Raw genomic sequence first — 19891 nt, forward strand, 5'->3', positions numbered from 1 at the left:
TCGCTATGCGATGACGAGTTGTTCGTCGCCGACGCCGGCGTTGCGGACGGCTTCGTGGATCATCGCTTCGGCGATCTCCGGTACGGCCCAACGCGCCTGTACGTCGGCGGGCAGCTTGTCGATGGGATCGAAGTAGAGAAACGCCTTGCCGGGTTTGACGCTCGGCGCGGCGTAGACGGCGATTCCGTTGTGGCGATCGTAGTACTCGAACGAATGGACGTCGCGCTTTCCGCCACCGCCGGGAGCGTCGCAGACGAAGGTCGGCGTGTTGAATCCGGCGGTGCTGCCGCGCACGAACTTCTCGATATCGATCGCGCTCTGAACCGTGGTGCGCAGCTCCTCGACGCCCTTCACCATGTCGTGCATGTAAACGTAGTACGGATGCACGTTGACGTAGCCGAGGCGCTTGACGAGCAGCGCCATGCGTTCTTTGGTATCGTTGACGCCGCGGATGAGCACGGACTGGTTGCGCGTGAAGATGCCGCGCGAAAAAAGTTCGTGCATGGCCTTCTGCGTGATCCACGTGATCTCGTTGGCGCTATTGAAATGCGTGTGCAGCACGACTTCTTTGCCGAGCTTGCGCCCGCGATCGACGACGGCGGTCAACGCGTCGAGCCATTCGGGATGGGTGAGGATCTTCATCGGCATTACCGCGGGCCCCTTAGTCGCGAAGCGCATGCGGCGCACGTGCGGAATGTCGAGCAGCGCGTTGCCGATCAACTCGACATTTTTTGGCGGCAGCTGATACGTGTCGCCGCCGGAGATCACGATATCTTCGAGTTCGGGACGCTCGGCGATGTATTGGAACGCCTGCTGCCATTGCGCCGGCGTCTTCGCGAGCGAGATCTTGCTCACGTCTTCGGTGTCCGGGCCGATGGCGTAGCTGCGCGTGCAGAAGCGGCAATACACCGGACAGACGTTGAGCGGCAGGAAGAGTGCCTTGTCGACGTAGCGGTGGACGAGCCCCGGAACCGGCGAGTCGTCTTGTTCGTGAAGCGAGTCGAGTACCAGCCGCGGGTGGTCGGGCAGCATGCGCGACTTGACCGGAATGAACTGCGTGCGGATCGGATCGTTGTACGGGTCCGTCCAATCGATCAGCGAGATTGCGTACGGTGAAACGCGCACGGCCATCGGCGCGTGTTTGAACCCGGCTTCGGCATCTTTGATAAACGCGGGGTCGGCCGCTCCCTCGATCGCGGCCAGCAGTTCTTCGGGCGTTTTCACCGAGTGTTTCTGTTGCCAGAGGTGATCGAGGAACGTTTTCTCGTCGACGTCTTTATACGCCGGCAGCGCGCGCCAGAACTCGCCTTGTTCGAGGTGCTTGTAGTCGAGCGACTCGGCGTCGACGGGCGGTTTGATGTGAACGATCTCGCTCATGGTGTCCTTATCCTCGGGCGTTATAAAAGTGTGGTCGCGTACTTCTTGTTGAAATACGCCAAGATGGCTGGGTGATCGCGCAGGGTTTGCAGCGCCGTATCGGCGTGGCCGCGCGCATAACCGTTGCCGACGATCATCGCCACGTCCTTACCGACGCCTTCGGCGCCGAGCGCCGCGGCCGTGAACGACGTCGACATCGAAAAGAAGTAGACGGTGCCGTCTTCTTTCGTACAGAGAATCGAACTCAACTCGGTTCCCGGCACGTTGACGCAGTTGACCACCAAGTCCGCGAGGCCGGGCGCGATCTGCGCGACGCGTTCGCTCAACGCGATGGCGTCGCGCGCGTCGATCTCGACGAACGCATCGACGAGATCCGATGCTTGAAGCATGCGGGCGGAGTCGGTCTGGGCGCTCGGCGCGACGCCGATGACTTTTCCGGTTTTTCCTACAATGCTCTTGGCCTGCGCGCAGGAGAGCATGCCCGATTTTCCGTCGGCGCCGATAATCACGACGGTCATTCCGGGCTTACACATGCGGCGAACTTGGGCGGGCGCGCCCGCAACGTCGAGCACGGCCAGGGCGACATCTTGGTCGATGTCGGCGGGCAGTTTCGCCCACAGACCGCTTTCGAAAAGAATCGCCTTGCCGCGAATCCAGATCCGGCCCGTCGCCGCATCGACGCGGCAAACCGATTCGATGTAGAGCGGCGTAAGCGTCAGCGAGACGAGCGACGCGATACGGTCGCCCGGCTTGAGATCGATTTTCGCGCGCAGACGTTCGCCGATCTTGAGCACGCGCCCGATAAACATGCCGCCGCTCCCGGTGACGGGATTGTGCTGCTTGCCGCGATCTTTGACGTTCGCCACGACGTGCGAGCCGATGCGATCGGGGTCTCCCGCGCAAACGTCGCTGATCTGTTTGAACGAGGCCGAGTCGATATTGAGCGTCTCGACGTCGCAGAGAATCTCGTTCTCGAACGCGATCGGCGTGTTATCGATCCGCCAAGCGTTCTGCGGCATCGCCCCTGCCGGCTCGATCACGCGATGGGTGCCTAGTGCGTGCACCTCTTTGCCGAATGCAACGCTCATTTAACGCTGACGCCTCCGCGCTCGAAGGGTGTGGAGAGCACGATCGTGGTTTTGGTGCGCGCCATCCCCGGCACGAGTTTGAGTTTCGAGAGCAGCAAATCCAAATGAGCGGTATCGCGGGTCGCCACTTTGAGCACGAAGGACTCCTCGCCGGCGACGCTGTGCACTTCGCAGACTTCGGGAAGGCCGCCGAGTGCGGCGACGAAGGCATCGTACGCGCAGTCCGGCGAGGTGTAACAACTCACGAGCGCCGTCAATTCGAGCCCGAGCAGCTTGTTGTCGAGTTGCGCGGCGTAACCGCGAACGAATCCGCGGCCCTCGAGGCGTTTGACGCGGTCGTGGACGGCCGGCGGTTTGAGCCCGACGACGGCGCCGAGTTCGGCAAAGGTGGAGCGCGCGTTGCGCTGCAGCGCATCGAGTAATTGGATGTCCAGCTCGTCGAGCTCGACGCTCGCTCCTACCATGTTCGGCTGCCTCGAGGATTTGCCGAACAAATCATCGGCATACTTAGTCTAACATGCCTAATTTATTCGGCGCAACCCCTCGAGACGAAGAACGCACCGGCTTGCGGGCGAAGCGGCCGGTATGAGACGTCTTGCGGCCCTGCTCGCTTCGCTCGCGCTCTTGGGCGGCTGCACGCACTCCGGGCAGAGCCTGGCTCCTCGGGCGCCCGGGTCGGTGCGTTTCGATCTGGCTGCGGACCCCTCGAACCTCAATCCGCTCTTCCTCCACCAGGATGCCAGCTCGGTCGAGCAGCAGGTCGCTCGCCTGTCGTTCGAACCCTTTATCGATCTCGACGCTCGCGGGAAACCCATTCCGGCGCTGCTGGCGGCGATCCCGACCGCGGCCAACGGCGGAATCTCGGCCGACGGCCGAACGATCACCTATCACCTGCGCTCGACGGTGCGCTGGAGCGACGGCGTTCCGGTCACCGCCGCCGACGTGCTTTTCACGCTGCACGCGATCCTCGATCCCCACAATCCGGTACGCTCGCACGAGGGGTACGATCTGATCGATCGAGCCTTCGCGAAGAACGCGCACACGGTCGTCTTCCATCTTAAACGCGCGTGGGCGCCGGCCGTGCAGACGTATTTTTCCTACGGCTTCTCGCCGCAATTCGTCCTGCCGTCGCACGTGTTAGCAAAGGAAGCCCCGCTCGCGCAAGCGCCGTTTAACGCGGCGCCGACCGTCGGCGACGGGCCCTTCGTTTTCGTGAGCTGGCATCGCGGCGAGTCGCTGCTCTACCGCGCGAATCCGGCGTATTGGCGCGGCGAGCCGCGCGTGAAACGGCTGGACATACGAATCATTCCCGATCCGCAGACCAATCTCGTCATGCTCGGGTCGGGAGCGCTGGATTGGAATCTGATCGCGCCCGTGCAGCGCGCGAACCTTGCGGGCAAACCCGGGCTCGCGTTTCGCACCGTGCCGACGGCCGTGGTGGCTGGGCTGGCGCTCAACACGACGCATCCGCCGCTAAACGACGTGCGCGTGCGCCGCGCGATTGCGATGTCGATCGATCGCGCCGGGATCAGCAAGAAGATCACGCTCGGCCGTTACCCGGTGACGAACATGTTAGCGCCGCAGTTCTCGTGGGCATACGATCCGAATGTCAAGGAGCCCGGTTACGACCCGCACGCCGCCGACGCGCTCTTCGATGCGGCCGGCTGGCGGCGCGGACCCGACGGCGTGCGGCAACGCAACGGCAAGCGTTTTGCGCTCGTTTACGTGCAGTTTCCCGAATCGACGACGGGCGTGCGCGTTGCCACGACCGTTCAGCAAGAGCTGCGCGAACGCGGCGTGGATGTCGCGATCAAATCGGTCAGTAACGCGCAACTCTTTCTGCCCGAAGCGCGCGGCGGGACGCTCGCGAGCGGAAATTTCGATCTCGCCTACGTTCCGTGGACGATGGGCGCCGATCCGGACGACTCGTCGATCTTGACGTGCCGCGCACCCTCGAACTACATGCACTATTGCAACGCGACGGTCGATCGGCTCGAATCCCGCGCGCTCGCATCGACGTCGCAGCGCGAGCGCAAGCGCCTCTACGCGCAGATCGGCGCGCTTGTGGCTCGCGACGTGCCGATCGTCTATCTATTTAACGCCGATTACATCTACGCATATCGAACGGCGCTCGGCGGGTTCTCGCCGAACGCGTTTCTCCCGACGTGGAATGCGGCCGCGTGGACGATTCACTAAACGCTAGCGTGGGGACTCGATCATGATTGCAACCGCCGGCGGCGCGATGCTGGGAAACTTGGGCCCGATACTGTTTGCAGTTGCGATCGTGGTCGCGCTGCTCAAATTGCGCCGCGCGCGCGTAGGGCGCCGGGTTGCGAGCTGGCCCTACGTGCTCTGGGGCGAGATCGTGTTTTACGCAGTCGGTCTGTATGACGTTTACGCCGGCATCTCGCACGCATTTCTCGGGATCCCGGTCGCGTTCGCGGAGCTCGGCATCGCGCTCGTGGCGCTGCTCTCGTTGTGGCGGGGGTTCGAGATGCGGCTCGCGGCGACGCTCGTCTTTGCGGTCTTCTCGCTCGGTACCGTGCTCGGCCATCCGAACCAGATCCACAATCACGCGGCCGGCGCTGCCGGTCCCGCTTGGTGGTTCGGCGACGTCGTCGTACCGCTGGTCGTGCTCGCGCTCGCGTTTCTCTCTCGCGACGCGTACGAACGCCGCGCGCCCTGGTAGCGCCTAGAGCGCTTTGACCGCGGCGACGAGCCCGTCGACCGAAGCTTTTGCATCGCCGAAGAGCATCGTGCAGTTGGGCGCTTCGTACAGCGGATTTTCGATTCCCGCGAAACCCGACCGCATCGAGCGTTTGAGCACGACGACGTTCGACGCCTTGTCGACATCGAGAATCGGCATGCCGTAGATCGGCGAACTCGCGACGCTGCGCGCGGCGGGGTTGGTCACGTCGTTGGCTCCGATAACGAGCGCTACGTCGCTGCGCGGAAACTCCGGGTTAATATCGTCCATATCGTAAAGTGCGTTGTACGGCACGTTCGCCTCGGCAAGCAGGACGTTCATATGTCCCGGCATGCGCCCCGCAACGGGGTGGATCGCGTACTTCACGGCGACGCCGCGTTTTTCCAATTGATCCGCAAGCTCGCGCACGCTATGCTGCGCCTGCGCAACGGCCATGCCGTATCCGGGCACGATCACGACTTGGTGCGCGTACGCGAGCATGACGGCGACGTCGTCGGTCGTGGTCGCGCGAACGTTCTGCACGGCTCCCGATGACGAGGCAACCTCCATGCCGCCGCCCGCTCCGAACGCGCCGAAGAGCACGTTGGTGAGCGGCCGATTCATCGCCTTGCCCATAAGCAGCGTGAGCAGCGTGCCGCTCGCGCCAACCAGCGCGCCCGCGATGATGAGCATGTTGTAGCCGAGTTCGAAGCCCGTAATCGCAACGGCGAGGCCGGTAAACGAATTGAGCAGCGAAATTACGACCGGCATGTCGGCGCCGCCGATGGGTAAGACAAAGAGCACGCCGAGTGCGAGCGCCGCGATCAACATGGCCACATAAGCGCCCGGCGGCAATAGGCCTTGCGTCGCGACGATCCAAATCCCGAGCGCGACGATCGCGAGTGCGACGAGAGCGTTGACGACTTGTTGCCCGACGTAGGTGATCGGCCGCCCCGTCATCAGCTCTTGCAGCTTGAGAAACGCGACGATCGATCCGGCCGCCGAGACCGCTCCGATAATCGCACTCAAGACGAGCGAGACGGAGATGACCGCACCCATCGCGACCGGAACGCCGTAGGCTTGGCCGCCGCTTTGAAAGACGAAGAACTCGATGGTCGAGATCAGCGCGGCCGCGCCGCCGCCCGCGCCGTTGAAGAGGGCGACCATCTGCGGCATGGCGGTCATCTTCACGCGCAGAGCCGCGAATCCGCCGATGACGCCGCCGACGACGATACCGATCGCGATCGCCCACCAGCCGAGCGTGCCGTTGGCGATGAAGACGGCGACGAGCGCCAGCAGCATGCCGACCGCGGCGATCCGATTGCCGAAACGTGCCGTCGCGGGCGAACTCAGATAGCGCAAACCGAGGATGAAGAGGACGATCGCCGCGAGTTCGGCGATGCGCTCGAGCGCGGTAGCTGCAGTCGCGCTCATTTCTTGGCCGGTTCCCGTTTGCGGAACATTTGCAGCATTCGTTCGGTCACCGCGAAGCCGCCGACGACGTTGATCGTGCCGAGTGCGACCGCAACGATTCCGAGCAGCGTGAGCGTCGCGCCGTTCAATCGGCCGGCGAAGACGTTCCCCATCGCGACGATCGCGCCCACGAGCACCACGCCGTGAATCGCATTAGTCGCCGACATCAGCGGCGTATGCAGCGTGGTCGGAACCTTCGATATCACTTCGAAGCCGACGAAAATTGCGAGTATGAAGACCGTCAGCAGGACGAATAACTCGTTCACTTCACATCCCTTATCGTTATGGCGCCGCGAGCGCTTCGAGAGTGGGTTGATGCACGATCGTTCCGTCGTGCACGATCGTGGTACCGCGAACGATCTCGTCGTTCATGTCGAGCGCGAGCGCGCCGTCTTTGACGAGCACGCCGAGTAGCGCGTTAACGTTGCGCGAGTAGAGCTGGCTCGCGTGATTGGGCATCGTGGCCGCGAGGTTCGTCTCGCCGATAATCGTCACTCCATTGGGCGTAACGACGGTTTGACCGGCTTGCGTGAGCGCGCAGTTTCCGCCCGCTTCGGCCGCGAGATCCACGATGACCGAGCCCGGACTCATTGCCGCTACCGCCTCTTGCGAGATCAGAACGGGCGCGCGCCGTCCGGGGACGAGCGCCGTCGTGATCGCTACGTCGCTCGCGCCGATCGCTTCGATCATGAAGCGCCGCTGCCGGTCTATCTGCTCGGGCGTTAGCTCTTTGGCATATCCGCCCGCACCTTCGGCGTCGGCGCCGAGATCGAACTCCAAAAACGTCGCGCCTAAACTCTGCACTTGCTCTTTGACCGCGGAGCGCACGTCGTAGCCGCTCACGACCGCGCCGAGCCGGCGCGCCGTGGCGATCGCCTGCAATCCGGCGACGCCCGCGCCGAGCACCAAAACCTTGGCGGGCCGAACGGTGCCGGCCGCCGTCGTGAGCATTGGAAAGAACTTGGGCAGGGTGGAGGCCGCGAGCAGCACGGCTTTGTACCCGGCGATGTTGCTCTGCGAGCTGAGTGCGTCCATCGCTTGCGCGCGCGTGATGCGCGGAATCGCGTCCATCGAGAGCGCGGTTACGCCGGCATCGGCGAGCTTCCGCACGTAGGGCGCGTCGCCGAGCGGGGCGAGCAAACCGAGAACGGTCGCGCCCTTGCGTAATGCGCCGAGCGCTCGATCCGACGGGCGGCCGACGGTTACGAGCAGATCGGCGTTTGAAAGCACCGCGGCCGGATCGTCTGCGATCGACGCTCCGGCTGCGGTGTAGAGGTTGTCGGGAAAGGCGGCTCGCGTGCCGGCGTCGCGTTCGAGCGCGACGGACACGCCCGATTGGACCAGTTTTGCGACGGTCTCCGGAACGAGCGCGACGCGCGCTTCATCGGCGGCCTCGCGAGCAACGACGACGTTCATGCGTCGAGCGTTCAGCGCGATTTGCGCGAACCCTGCGACTATCGTCTGAGCGTTGCGAGCAAGAGTGCGAGTATGACGGCGAACGCGATCGCACCGCCGATATGCGTGACGTGCGCTCGATGGATGCCGCCGCCGCCGACGAACGCGATGGTAAAATCGGCGAGCGAAAGCGCCAGTCCCGCCGCGATAACCACCGCGAGCGCGAGCGGGTCGTGAAGGTATGCGACGGCGATGAGGATCGCACCCAAGACCACATCGCGCGCGCCCGTCGCTCGCACGAAGTTCAAGCCGTTCGGCTCTTCGACCGGCAGCCCGTAGCTCTGTGCGAGCCCGTGCGGTCGCGCGAGCGCTCCGGCGCCGACTGCGAGCAACGCGATACCCGCAAGATAGGCGAGCAAGATCGGCAGCGAGCCCGTCAACACGTATGCGCCTAGACGATTCGTATCGCGTTGCGCAAGATGCCGATCTTCTCGATCTCGATTTCGACGACGTCGCCATCGTTGAAAAATTCGGGCGGCGTGCGGGCGAACCCGACGCCGTCGGGCGTGCCGGTCGCGATGACGTCGCCCGGTTCGAGCGTCATGCCGCGGCTCAATTCGGCGATCAAACGCGGAAGCTTGAAAATCATCTGATCGGTATTCGCAGACTGTTTTCGAACGCCGTTGATTCGCAGGGCGATATCGAGGTGCTGCGGATCGCCGAGCTCGTCGGGCGTGACGATCCACGGCCCGATCGGACAGCTCGAATCGATGCTTTTTCCCTTGAGCCACTGCACGTGTGCGCGCTGCAGATCGCGCGCCGAGATATCGTTAAGCGCGGTGTAACCGAAGACCGCATCGAGCGCGCGATCCTCGGTCGCGTCTTTGATGCGCGTTCCGATCACGACGGCGAGTTCCGCTTCCCAATCGAAGCTCGGCGAAACGCGCCGCGAGAATTCCAGCGTCGCCGCGGGATCGGCAATCGCCGTCGGCGCTTTGCTGAAGAACGTCGGGACGTCGGGAAGCTTCAGCTCGCGGCCCAGCGCGCGCGCGCCCTCCTTCGCGTGCTCCAGATAGTTGCGTCCCACGCAAAAAACGTTCTTGTGCGGACGTACGGGCGCCGCCAGCGCGATCTGCGCGAGATCGAAGGATTCGTCCGTATGCGTCCGCGTGCGTTGCTCCGGCGAGAGACCGATGTACTCGAACAACGACGAGCAGGCGATCGCTTTAACGCGATCGCCTTCAATAAACCCCGGCCGAACCTGCCCGTCGTGATGGAAGCTCAGATACCGCACGGCCGTTACGGTTTAGGCGTCGGTTTGACCACGGATTTTTTAACGATGGCCTTGATGTCCGGCAGATTCTTGACGGCGTCGTTCTGCTTTTTCGCCTGCGCCGCGGCCTCGGCCGCCGCTTTGGCGTTGCCGCGTTTCGCGATGTCGACCATGTTGTTGGCCGCGCCCTGTTCGTTGCCCCAATTGCCGCCGGCCTTGACCAGCGAGATGTGCCGTACGAGGTTGTGGTTCTTGGGATTGTAGTCGTACGTAACGTGATACATGCCGACGAGCGCCGTACCGTTGGGACGGCGGATCCACATCTGCAAGACGTTTCCGTAGGTCTTCGCGTTAAAGTTGAGATCTTTGCACGATTTACCGGATTTTACGCGCACGACCTGACCTTGCTTGTTCACTTCGACGTTGAAGTCGGTGTGCAGGGCTTGCGTGGGCATCCGCGGCGTGGGCAGCGCGCGGGGCGTTGCCGTTTTGGCGGCGTTCGCCGCGCCGGCGAAGGCCGGTGCGAGCGCAAAGAGAGCTGCGAGGGCAATCGCCCGCGTTGTGATCAGTTTCATTCCGTTCTTAATTCCGCGAGAGCGCTGCGAAGGCGTGGCCGCACGAGGCGCACGCGACCACCACCTGGTAGTGCGCGCCCGTTCGTTCGGCGAGCGAGTCGTCTTGTTGCTCGTCACTTCCACAATAACGGCAGTGAGTCGCGGCGAAGTTCCCCAGTCCCTGCCGGGACACGTCGCCGGCGATTCCAGGCATGTCGTCATCAGCGCGTCGAATGACGGGCTCTCCATGCCCCGCTGGTCTCGTCTTTTTGCTCTCGGGCTGCTCTTGCCGTTCGTCGCTAGCCTCGTGCCAGCGCGAGCCGCCCGCCCCATCGTCGATCTTCATAAGTTGGACGCGTACTTTGCCCTTTTCGCTCGGGACTCAAACGTTCCGTGGGAGCCGAGCACGGTTCGGTTGGACACGTACTCAAGCGCGCCCGTCGAGTTTGCGGCCTACGCGGTAGACCCGTCCGACGTCCTCGTTGCCGGTTCAAATACGCGTCCCCGGGCGATCGACACGCACGCTCGCAGGCCCGTCGCTCGCTGGGAGTTCCGGCCCCCGGGCGGCTATCAATTCCAATCCAGCGAGGTGAACGTCCCGCTGGGGAGTCGCGAGGGCTTTTTCGTGATCGAGGCGCGCCGCGGCAACGTGGGCGAACAAGTTTGGATCAATCGGACCCGAATCGGCCTGCTTACAAAGGAAACGCCCGCCGGTATTCTGCTCTACGGTGCGGACCTGGGTACGGGGCGGGCGGACGCGCGGATGGAGGTTTCGCTGTTGATAAACGGGCGCTTCGATCAACGGCGGACCGACGCGCGCGGATTACTGCGCTGGAGCGGCGGCTCGCGCCCGATCTTCGCACTCGCACGATCCGGTGCGAGCATCGCGTTCGTTTCCTTCTTACCGCAGGCGCCGCTGCCGTCGACGGTGGTCGGCCTGCGAGTGGGTTCGGCGGTCGTTCACGCCGGCGATGACTTGCGCGCGGTCGGATACGTACGGCGGCGAGCCGGGGCGATCTTGCGCGCGGCGCGCGGACGGGTTGCGATCGGCCTGCGCCTGCGCGGCGTTGCCGTTGCGACGACGGACGTCGAACTCGACGCCGCGGGCGCGTTTTCGGCGACGCTGCACGTGCCGCGCAACGCGCGCGCCGGAGAGTATGCCGTACTCGCGACCTCCGGCGCCGGGACCGCCGGCACGTCCGTGCACGTCGACGCCGACGCCGCGGGGCTCGCACTTTCACTCGCCGCGCAGTGCGACGGGCGCTGTTCGTCCGGCGCCGACGTGCCGATCGTCGTCCGGGCGGCGCGCGACGGAGTTCCCGCCGCCGGCGTGGCCGTGCACGTCGCCGTCGTGCGCTCGCCGCATGCCGGCAACGATGCCGCAAGCGCGGCGCCGTGGGGCATCACCACTTGGCTAAACGCGACCGCGTACACGGGCGCACAAGGCACGGCGCTCGTGCAGATTCCGCATCCCACCGACGGACTCGCCTCCACGTACGGCGTGCGCGCGGAAGCCGGCGGCGCGACCGCCGCAACGCGCGTCGTGGTACCGACGGCCCCCATCGTGTTGAGACTGCGGCTCGATCGCAACGAACAAAGCGTCGGATCGCCGGTGGCCTTCGATCTTTTTGCCACCGACGCGTCGACCGGCGAGCCGGTCGCCGGCGTACGCGCGAGCGTTCGGCTCGAGCACGGAGCGTCGGTGCAAGAACAAACGCTGGCGCTCGACGAGCGCGGTCACGCCCGCGGCAGTTTTTCATCGCCGGCCGTGGGATCGAATTTGGTGGTGGCGAGTGCCGAGGCGGGCGGCAGCGTCGCGATGGACGCGCAAGCGGTCGCGGTCGTGCCGCAAGCGCTCGACGAAGCGCAGCAGACCAACACCGGCGACGTTGCGATCCAACTGGATCGAGAGCGTTACGCGCTTGGCGAGACCGTGCGTGCGAACGCGCGGCTTGCCGGCGCGCGCGGCGACGCGCTTTTAACGTACGAAAGTGCGCTCGGAACGCAAGCGGCGGTCGTGCCCGCAGGTGAGGGCCGCGCGAGCGCGGCGTTCGGCGCGGCCGACGCGCCCGGCGGTTTGTCGCTCGGCGCGGCATTCGTTCGCGACGGATCGCTGCGGTGGAGCACGATCCCGCTCGCGCTCGATGCGCCGGGTCGTCCGGTACTGCCGGTGCTGCAGCTCGACAAATCCGCCTACGCGCCGGATGCGACGGCGACGGCCGATCTCAGTGCGATGCGCCCGGGCGAGGGTACGCTCGTCGTGCGTCTGACGGCCGGCGCGCCGAGCGGCTCCGCGCTCTTCGATACCGCGCCCGATCTGCTCGGCGTCACGACGACGACATCGCAGGATACGGCGCCGGCGGAGCCGGCCTATCACCCGTGGGTCGATTCGACCGGCAAGCACGCGCAGATCATCACCTTCGAACGCCGGGGGACGCCGCCGCAAGATCTTACCGTCGCCGATGCGGACGCGCGCGACGTCTACTGGAAGGTGGATCGCAGCGCGGGCGATCGCATCGTGATTCCCGTTCCCGCCGCGCGCGGGCGTTACACGCTTTCGATTTTGAAGATCGGCGACGACGGTCGCGTGAGCGCGGCATCGGCCGATTTGGTGGTACAGTAAAGCGATGAGCGAATCGACGCCCGCGACCACGACGGTCATGCTGCTCGACACCTACGGTTTGGTGTACCGCGCGTTCTTCGCGCTTCCGCCGTTGACGACCGTGCGGGGTATGCCGATCAACGCCGCCTACGGCTTCACGATGATGCTCAACAAACTGATCGCGGATGAGAAACCGACGCACGTTATCGCCGCGTTCGATAAGGGGCTGCCGGCGCAGCGCGTTGCGATGTATCGCGAATACAAAGCGCACCGCGAGAAAATGCCCGACGATCTGCGTCCGCAGTTCGCCCTCGTACGCAAGGTCCTCGACGTCTACGGCATTCCGATCGTCGAAGTCGAAGGCGAAGAGGCCGACGACGTTATCGCGACGCTCGCGCGACAGGCCGCCGCGATCGGCGAGCGGGCCGTCGTCATCACGGGCGACCTCGATCTGCTGCAGATCGTTACCGATACGACGACGGTGCTCACGACGCGGCGCGGCATCACGGACCTCGGCCGTTACGATCCAGCGGCCGTACGCGAACGGTTCGAACTCGATCCGTCGCAATTGCCCGATTACCGCGGCCTCAAAGGCGATCCATCCGACAACCTCCCGGGCGTTCCCGGCGTGGGTGAAAAGACGGCCATCAAACTCATCAAAGCGGCCGGCACGCTCGATGCGCTCGTCGCGGATCCGTCGCTCGCGGGTACGCCTAAGCTGTGCAAGCTCCTCGAGGAGTACGGCGCGGCGGCGCAGCTCTATCGCGACGTGTCGACGATCAAAAACGATCTCGATCTCACGCTCGACTGGGACGCCGCGCGCTACGCGCCGCCCGCGAACGAGCAACTCTATCGGCTCTACAGCGAACTCGAGTTCAAGACGCTGCTCAACAAACTCGACATGCCGGCCGAGATGCCGCTCTTCACCACCGAGCGTACGCTCGAAGGACGGTATCGCACCTACGTTGCGGCGACCGATCCGCCGGAGTTCGCCGACCTCGCACGCGAGATCGAGCGGCTCGCCGATAGCCCACGTTTGGCGATTGCCGTGCGCCCGGGCGGCGAGATCGGTCTCGCCGCCGAGCGCGCAACGGGTCTGGCCTTTTCGGCCGGCGCCCTCGCGCACGATGCGATTCGCCAAGCATTTTCGGCGCTGTGGCTTGGTTCGGCACGATTCGCCGCGTACGACGGCAAGAGCGTGTTCGCGCTGCTGCACGCGCACGGCTACGAACCGCGCGCGCTCGATGACGACGCGATGATCGCCGCGCATCTGCTCAATCCGTCGCGAACCTTCGCGCATGCGGGCGATGCGGCGCTCGAGTTGCTCGAGTCCAACGTCGCCGACGATGCGGCCGCGCACGCCGACGCCACCCTCCAAGTAGTCGAGGTCGCGCGCGCGGAATTGGCGGCGCGCGAGCAGCTCGCGCTCTACGAAGAGATCGAGGTCCCGCTGGCGGCGATTCTCGCGAAGATGGAATGGACGGGCATCGCGATCGACCCGACCGAGCTGCACGTGCTGGCCGGCGAGATCGACGCCTCGATCGCGCGCCTCCAGAAACAGATCTACGATTTTGCAGGCGAAGAATTCAACATCGGCTCGCCGCAGCAACTCGGCAACGTGCTCTTCGGCAAGCTGCAGATTCGCGGCGGCAAGAAGAATAAGACCGGCTGGGCGACCGGCGTCGAAGTGCTGCAGGGACTCGCCCGCGAGTATCCGATCTGCGGCTTGGTGCTGGAGTACCGCGAAGTCACCAAGCTCAAAAATACCTACGTCGACGTTATTCCGCAGTTGATGGACAAACGCGATCGGCGGTTGCGTACGGTCTTCAATCAAACGGCAACGGCCACCGGCCGTTTGAGTTCGACCAATCCGAATTTGCAGAACATCCCCGTGCGCGGCGATCTCGGCCGGCGAATCCGCAAGGCCTTCGTCGCACCGAGCGACGACTACGTGCTGCTCGCCGCCGATTACAGCCAGATCGAGCTACGGCTCATGGCTCACCTTTCGGGCGACGAGTCGATGCGCCAAGCGTTTCACGAGGGCCGCGACATTCACGATTTTACCGCCCGCCAAATCTTCGCGCTCGGATCCGAGGCGGTGGTGGACGGCAATCAGCGGCGCATGGCTAAATCCGTGAATTTCGGATTGCTGTACGGAATGTCCGATTTCGGGCTCGCGCAGCGTTTGGAAATCGGCCGCACCGAAGCGCGCGAGATCACGACGGCCTATTTTGCGCGCTTCCCGCGCGTTCGCGACTATATCGAGAGCGTCGTCGCGGCGGGCCGGCGCGACGGCTTCGTGACCACGCTGCTCGGGCGGCGGCGGTACATGCCCGCGCTCGCTTCGTCCAACTACATGCTCCGAGCGGCGGCGGAACGCGAAGCGACCAACGCACCGTTACAAGGAAGCGCGGCCGACCTTATGAAGCTCGCGATGGTCCGGATCGACAAGCGTTTGGGCAACGGTCACGCCGCCCGCATGCTCTTGCAGATTCACGACGAGCTGATCTTCGAAGTCGAACGCGCGCAGCTCAAGACCGTCGCGCGGCTCATTCGCGAGGAGATGGAAGGGGCGATCGAGTTGAGCGTCCCGCTCGAAGTGACCGTAAAAACGGCCGGCAATTGGTACGATGTAGAAGCGTACGGTGAGGATCGGATCGTCGAGAATGTTTAGTCTATTGGCCTTCGCGCTCGCGCTGCAGACCGCGACGCCCGCACCCGCTGCGCCGATCGTGCTGCGCGCTCCGGCAGCGGCGTTGCGTCTCGAGGTAGCCGATACGGAACCGGCGCGCGAACGCGGGTTGATGAATCGGACGTTCCTGGCCGCACACACCGGCATGCTCTTCGTGTTCGATCGGGATCGCCCGGTGGAGTTCTGGATGAAAAACACGCTCGTTCCGCTCGATATGGTTTTCGTTGGAAGCGACGGCGTCGTGCGATCGGTTGCGGCGCGGGTCCCGGCGACGAGCCTCTCGACGCCCGACGCTCGGATCCCCCGCCGCGACGGCAGCGGAAAGTACGTCATCGAGTTACCGGCCGGCGAAGCGATGCTCGATGGAATTCGTCCCGGCGCGATCATCCACGGCATAACGGCGATCGAATGAAGGTGTCGTCCAACGTGCGCGCCGCGCAGTTCGTCTTTATTGCTAACGTGGTGCTGCTCTTCGTCGCGAGCGAAATCTCGCTGCACGTGCAGCGAGCGCACGCGAGTTCGCTGGTGGTGTTTTTCGCGCTCATCGCCGCCGCCGCGGCTTTCGCCGGAAGCCTCTATATTCGCCGGATCGGGACGGGCGACGCGATCGCCTTACGCCGCTATTGGGTGCCTTTCGCGATCGTCGCGATCGCCTTTTTCGGGGCGCTGTCGCTCGCGCTGGCGGTCGTATTCGTATTCCTCGCCCACCGGCTGCTTGACGTACCGGCCGTGCGGGAGGCCTGCTGCGATAGCGCCCCCGTTCCCTGGCTCGGCTGGTAAATGCCCGAACTCCCCGAGGTTGAGACGATCGTCCGAGGTCTCGGACGCAAGATCGCCGGGATGACGATTTCGAGCGTGAAGGTCGCGATGCCAAAAATCGCGGTCGCTCCGCCTGGCGTGGATTTCGCCGCCGCCATCACCGGACAGCGCGTAACCGGGGTAACCCGACGAGGAAAATACGCCGTTATCGAGCTCGCCACGGGGTTTGCGCTCGTGACCAGCTTGCGAATGACCGGGCGCCTGGTGGTGGGGGACGCCGGCGATCCGCCCTACCCCTATAGCCACGTGACGATCGGTTTCGGCGGCGGCTCGCGTCTGAGCTTTGCCGACGTGCGTCAGTTCGGGCGAATGCGCCTGGTGGGACCCGGCGAGCCCTGGGCGCAAGCCCTCGGCGTCGAGCCGCTCTCCGGGGACTTTACTCTTGAGCGCTTTATCGGTATGCTGTCGGGGCGGATAACGCCGGTCAAGGCTTTCCTCCTTGATCAGCGGCGCATCGCGGGCATCGGCAACATCTACGCCTGCGAAGCGCTCTGGGAAGCCGGGATCCGTCCCGGCAAGCCCGCGAAGGCGCTGACCAAACCAGCGATTCGCCGACTGCACCACAGCATCGTGGACGTACTCGCACGCGCGATCGATATGCGCGGGACGAGCGTTGACGACTACGTGGATGCCGATGGACTACGGGGCGGGTTTCAAAACGTGCTCTCGGTCTACGGTAGAAAAGGCGAGTTGTGTTCGCGTTGCGGCCACTCAATCGTTCGAACGGTCTTAGGACAACGTGGAACGTGGTGGTGCCGCGGTTGCCAAAAATAAAAAATATAACGAAGGTAGGAAACTCAACATCTCTACGACTGAAATCGCGCCAGCTCATCACGAAGAAGAGGATCAACTCGCGCTCGAACAGCGCCTCTACGAAGAATCGCTAAAGGTTCTGGACGAAGGCCAAGTACTAACCGGCCTCATCGTTCAGAAAGACAAGGACGAACTGCTCGTCGACATCGGCGGCAAGTCCGAAGGCATTCTACCCTTCCGCGAGCTCTCGCTCGCGATCGAACCCAAGGATCTCAAAGTCGGCGATACCCTCGAGGTCATGATTCATCGAATCGACGACCAGGACGGTTCGCTGTTTCTTTCCGAGCGGCGCGCGCGCGCGCTCAAGACCTGGGAGAAGGTCATCGAGGCGCACGATCACGACGAAGTGATCGAAGCCACCGTCACGCAAGTCGTTAAAGGCGGCGTGCTCGTGGATCTCGGTATGCGCGGATTCGTTCCGGCGTCGCAGATTCGCCGTCAACCCGTCGGCAATCTCGACGAACTCGTCGGTAAGAAGCTGCGTCTCAAAGTGATCGATCTCGATCACAAACGTCATCGCGTGGTGCTCTCGCAGCGCCTCGTGCTCGAAGAAGAGCTTAACGCCAAGAAGCAAGAGCTTCTCGGCACGCTCGAAGTCGGGCAGATTCGCGAAGGCGTCGTCGTGCGTTTGGCGGAGTTCGGCGCGTTCGTCGACCTCGGCGGCATCGACGGTCTCATCCACAACAGCGAATTGAGCTACGCTCGCATCAAGCATCCGTCGGAAGTCGTAAAGATCGGCGACGTCGTCAACGTCGAGATCATGAAGTTCGATCCGGAAGCGAAGAAAGTCAGCCTCTCGCTCAAACACGCGTTGCCCGATCCGTGGGACGAACACGCGGACAAACTCTCAGAAGCCAACAAACTGACGGCGCAAGTCGTCAAGGTCACGCCGAACTATCTCTTGGTAGAGATCGTGCCGGGCGTGCTCGCGATGGTTCCGAAGGGCGAGTTCGACGCGAGCGTCCAGTACAGCCCGGGTCAGGAAGTTGAAGTGACGCTGCTCACGATCAACCACGCGACGCGCCGCATCACCGCATCGATCCAGCACGTGGCGGACGTTCCGCCCGAAGAGATCGAGAAACTCGCCATCGACGAGGAACCGCAAGGCCTCGGCACGATCGGCGACGCGCTCGGAGCCTCGGAGGCGCCGGCCGCTCCCGATGCACCCGGCGAAGCCGCGGTGACCGAGAACGTCGAAACCGCGCCGGAACTTCCGGTAGCGGAGTAAAACCACTACCCTAATGCGGGTAGGATTAACTGGCGGAATCGGATCGGGGAAGAGCGAGGTATCGCGCTTCCTCGATTCATTTGGCGCCTACGTTATCGATACGGATCTTCTGGCACGCGAGGCCGTGGCTCCCGAGAGCGACGGCCTGCGTGCTATCGGGCGGAAATGGCCGCAAGTCGTACGGCGCGGCGCGCTCGACCGCGCGGCGCTGGCCGAAATCGTCTTCACCGATCCGTCGGCGCGCGCGGCGCTCAACGCCATCGTGCACCCTCACGTTCGGCGGCTCGCAATCGAGCGCGAACGGTTTGCCAAACCGGGACAGGCGATCGTTCACATGGTCCCGCTGCTCTTCGAAACCACCTACGCCGATCGCATGGATCGTACGATCCTCGTGGTCGCCCCCGACGATCAGCGCATCGCACGCGTCGTCACCCGCGATCGCATCGGCGAAACACAGGTGCGCGCGCGCATGGCGGCCCAGATCGCGCCCGACGAGGCGCGCGCGCGCGCGACCTACGTTATCGAGAACGACGGCGACCTCTCACACTTGCGCGAGCGAACCCGCGCCGTCTTCGATCGTCTGGTGTAGAGAAGCTTTACGCCGTCGCGACCTTGAGACGATAGAGTTCGAAAATGTCGTCTTTCGCGAAACCGAACGAGCTATAGAATCGCTGGAGATGCGGTTCCGAGAATGGAAGCTCGACCATGACGCTGCTGGCTTCGGTTTCTTCGGCGTACTCGACGACGCGCCGTACGAGCGCGCGGCCGATCGAGCGTTTGCGGGCTTCTTCCGCAACGTACAGATCGCTCAGAAACCAGATGCGCCGCGCGTACCATGAGGAAAACAGCGGATAAAGCTGGATGAACCCGACCGCCTCGCCGTCTTCGAACGCAAGAAAGATGACGGAGTCGCCGACGGCCAGACGCGCGCCGATAAACGATTCCGAGACGGCCGTATCGTCCTTGTGCGTGAAGAATCGGCGGTACGCATCGAAGAGCGGCGTAACCGCATCGAGATGTTCGCTCGTCGCCCGATCGATCGTAATGCCCATACCGCGCTCTTCTTCAAACAAAAATGGCCGCCCCTTTCGGGACGGCCATTTCAATCACACCATGCGGCTTGGCCCCGCAGGGCCAAACGCCACAGATTCGGCGAAGCCGAATCCCGTTAGTGGAACGACGCGAGCTTCACGCTGGTGTCGCCGAGAGCTTGACCTAAGTCGTAGAACGCTTGATTCGAAATCTTGTGGTAATCGGCATCGGCTTTGGCACCGTACTTCTTATCGATGTCGTCCATCACTTGATTGTGAATCTTATTCGAGACCGCGTGATCGAGCAGCCAGCCGGTCCAGAACGTTCCGTCGGTCGTGGTGCCGGTCTTCACTAGTGCCGCCGCGAGAGCTTTCCCTTTGAGCGGCGCCGGTGCGGGGATCTTTACGCCGGCCGCAGTTGCAATTTTGAGCGAATCGCCCACGGCAAAGTCGAACGTCTTCAAAAATTGCGCGACTTCGGCTTTGCTATACTGCTTGTCGAGTTTGCCGACTTCTTTGGTGACGAGGGCGGAGCCGACCATCGACGTCAGCGCCGTCGCGGTCGAGAAGTTTGCCGCGCCGCCGCCCGCCTGCACGAGCGCTGCAGTAGCGGCTAGATTCGGAGCGCCTTTATACGATGGACCGCCGAAGCGATCGCCGCCGCTCATGCCGCCCTTCATCGAGCCGGCCATGCCGGCGGAGGTCGCCATAGCGCTTGGGCTCGACCCGTCGGTCGTGGTGGTCGATGAGGTCGATGAAGTGCTGCCGCCGCCGCAGGCCGCAAGCGAGGCAACGAGAGCCGCTGCAGCGCCGAGGGTCAAGAGCGTTCGGGTCGGATTGGTCATGCGTATACTCCTTGC

Annotated in this window: 20 protein-coding genes; 9 read left to right on the forward strand and 11 right to left on the reverse strand. The window is 63.9% G+C overall.

All coding sequences use genetic code 11. The features are described from left to right. Positions 1 to 3: 3 nt before the first annotated feature. From VIG32_06150 to VIG32_06160, 3 genes are read right to left on the reverse strand one after another with little or no spacing between them, the layout of a single operon-like run. The gene (locus VIG32_06150; GenBank protein HEY8297587.1) at positions 4 to 1377 is read right to left on the reverse strand and encodes a KamA family radical SAM protein; all 1374 of its coding nucleotides are present in this window, start codon (positions 1375 to 1377) and stop codon (positions 4 to 6) included. A gap of 20 nt (positions 1378 to 1397) precedes the next feature. Then, positions 1398 to 2465, reverse strand: a complete 1068-nt coding sequence (locus VIG32_06155; protein ID HEY8297588.1) for an L-erythro-3,5-diaminohexanoate dehydrogenase — start codon at positions 2463 to 2465, stop codon at positions 1398 to 1400. Next, a complete protein-coding gene (locus VIG32_06160) occupies positions 2462 to 2929 on the reverse strand; it encodes an Lrp/AsnC family transcriptional regulator (protein HEY8297589.1) in 468 nt (155 codons plus the stop codon). Before VIG32_06160 ends, VIG32_06155 begins: the two co-directional genes overlap by 4 nt. Positions 2930 to 3050: 121 nt before the next feature. Between VIG32_06160 and VIG32_06165 the strand changes: the two genes are divergently transcribed. Together VIG32_06165 and VIG32_06170 are read left to right on the forward strand one after the other, a co-directional pair. After that, a complete protein-coding gene (locus VIG32_06165) occupies positions 3051 to 4661 on the forward strand; it encodes a peptide ABC transporter substrate-binding protein (GenBank protein HEY8297590.1) in 1611 nt (536 codons plus the stop codon). Between the two features lie 22 nt (positions 4662 to 4683). After that, positions 4684 to 5154, forward strand: a complete 471-nt coding sequence (locus VIG32_06170) for a DUF6790 family protein (GenBank protein ID HEY8297591.1) — start codon at positions 4684 to 4686, stop codon at positions 5152 to 5154. A gap of 3 nt (positions 5155 to 5157) precedes the next feature. On the opposite strand, the gene VIG32_06175 is transcribed toward VIG32_06170, so the two are convergent. Genes VIG32_06175 through VIG32_06200 form a run of 6 tightly spaced genes read right to left on the reverse strand, consistent with a single transcriptional unit; the run spans position 5158 to position 9867 of the window. Next, on the reverse strand, positions 5158 to 6585 hold the full coding sequence (locus VIG32_06175; protein HEY8297592.1) for an NAD(P)(+) transhydrogenase (Re/Si-specific) subunit beta: 1428 nt from the start codon (positions 6583 to 6585) through the stop codon (positions 5158 to 5160). Continuing rightward, positions 6582 to 6890 carry an NAD(P) transhydrogenase subunit alpha gene (locus VIG32_06180; protein HEY8297593.1) on the reverse strand — a complete coding sequence of 103 codons (309 nt, stop codon included), beginning with the start codon at positions 6888 to 6890 and terminating at the stop codon, positions 6582 to 6584. Before VIG32_06180 ends, VIG32_06175 begins: the two co-directional genes overlap by 4 nt. 16 nt (positions 6891 to 6906) lie before the next feature. Next, on the reverse strand, positions 6907 to 8040 hold the full coding sequence (locus VIG32_06185; protein ID HEY8297594.1) for a Re/Si-specific NAD(P)(+) transhydrogenase subunit alpha: 1134 nt from the start codon (positions 8038 to 8040) through the stop codon (positions 6907 to 6909). A 38-nt stretch (positions 8041 to 8078) separates the two neighbouring features. After that, positions 8079 to 8459, reverse strand: coding sequence for a DUF4267 domain-containing protein (locus VIG32_06190; GenBank protein ID HEY8297595.1), 381 nt, complete (start codon positions 8457 to 8459; stop codon positions 8079 to 8081). An 11-nt stretch (positions 8460 to 8470) separates the two neighbouring features. Next, entirely contained in the window at positions 8471 to 9313 is an 843-nt protein-coding gene (locus VIG32_06195; protein ID HEY8297596.1) for a fumarylacetoacetate hydrolase family protein, read from the reverse strand. Positions 9314 to 9318: 5 nt separating this feature from the next. Then, complete coding sequence (locus tag VIG32_06200) at positions 9319 to 9867, reverse strand: hypothetical protein (protein HEY8297597.1); 549 nt, start codon at positions 9865 to 9867, stop codon at positions 9319 to 9321. 394 nt (positions 9868 to 10261) lie between these two features. Between VIG32_06200 and VIG32_06205 the strand changes: the two genes are divergently transcribed. The 7 genes from VIG32_06205 to coaE are packed head-to-tail and all read left to right on the forward strand — an operon-like array spanning position 10262 to position 18589. Next, complete coding sequence (locus VIG32_06205; protein HEY8297598.1) at positions 10262 to 12469, forward strand: hypothetical protein; 2208 nt, start codon at positions 10262 to 10264, stop codon at positions 12467 to 12469. A gap of 4 nt (positions 12470 to 12473) precedes the next feature. Beyond that, the gene (gene polA, locus VIG32_06210) at positions 12474 to 15122 is read left to right on the forward strand and encodes a DNA polymerase I (GenBank protein ID HEY8297599.1); all 2649 of its coding nucleotides are present in this window, start codon (positions 12474 to 12476) and stop codon (positions 15120 to 15122) included. Beyond that, positions 15115 to 15552: a DUF192 domain-containing protein gene (locus VIG32_06215; protein ID HEY8297600.1), complete on the forward strand. Its 438-nt coding sequence runs from the start codon at positions 15115 to 15117 to the stop codon at positions 15550 to 15552. The genes polA and VIG32_06215 overlap by 8 nt, the downstream gene beginning before the upstream one ends. Then, positions 15549 to 15920: a hypothetical protein gene (locus VIG32_06220; GenBank protein ID HEY8297601.1), complete on the forward strand. Its 372-nt coding sequence runs from the start codon at positions 15549 to 15551 to the stop codon at positions 15918 to 15920. Before VIG32_06215 ends, VIG32_06220 begins: the two co-directional genes overlap by 4 nt. Next, on the forward strand, positions 15921 to 16733 hold the full coding sequence (mutM, locus tag VIG32_06225; protein HEY8297602.1) for a bifunctional DNA-formamidopyrimidine glycosylase/DNA-(apurinic or apyrimidinic site) lyase: 813 nt from the start codon (positions 15921 to 15923) through the stop codon (positions 16731 to 16733). It abuts the gene before it with no gap. Beyond that, positions 16699 to 18000, forward strand: coding sequence for a S1 RNA-binding domain-containing protein (locus tag VIG32_06230; GenBank protein ID HEY8297603.1), 1302 nt, complete (start codon positions 16699 to 16701; stop codon positions 17998 to 18000). The genes mutM and VIG32_06230 overlap by 35 nt, the downstream gene beginning before the upstream one ends. A gap of 13 nt (positions 18001 to 18013) precedes the next feature. Beyond that, positions 18014 to 18589 (forward strand): dephospho-CoA kinase, encoded by a 576-nt coding sequence (gene coaE / locus VIG32_06235; protein ID HEY8297604.1) that lies wholly within the window; start codon positions 18014 to 18016, stop codon positions 18587 to 18589. 7 nt (positions 18590 to 18596) lie between these two features. Here coaE and VIG32_06240 read toward each other — a convergent pair whose 3' ends face one another. Both VIG32_06240 and VIG32_06245 read right to left on the reverse strand, forming a co-directional pair. Next, positions 18597 to 19052: a GNAT family N-acetyltransferase gene (locus VIG32_06240; GenBank protein ID HEY8297605.1), complete on the reverse strand. Its 456-nt coding sequence runs from the start codon at positions 19050 to 19052 to the stop codon at positions 18597 to 18599. Between the two features lie 116 nt (positions 19053 to 19168). Continuing rightward, positions 19169 to 19876 carry a hypothetical protein gene (locus tag VIG32_06245; protein ID HEY8297606.1) on the reverse strand — a complete coding sequence of 236 codons (708 nt, stop codon included), beginning with the start codon at positions 19874 to 19876 and terminating at the stop codon, positions 19169 to 19171. Positions 19877 to 19891 lie beyond the last annotated feature (15 nt).

This window comes from Candidatus Baltobacteraceae bacterium (genome assembly GCA_036559195.1).
Taxonomy (GTDB): Bacteria; Vulcanimicrobiota; Vulcanimicrobiia; order Vulcanimicrobiales; family Vulcanimicrobiaceae; genus JALYTZ01.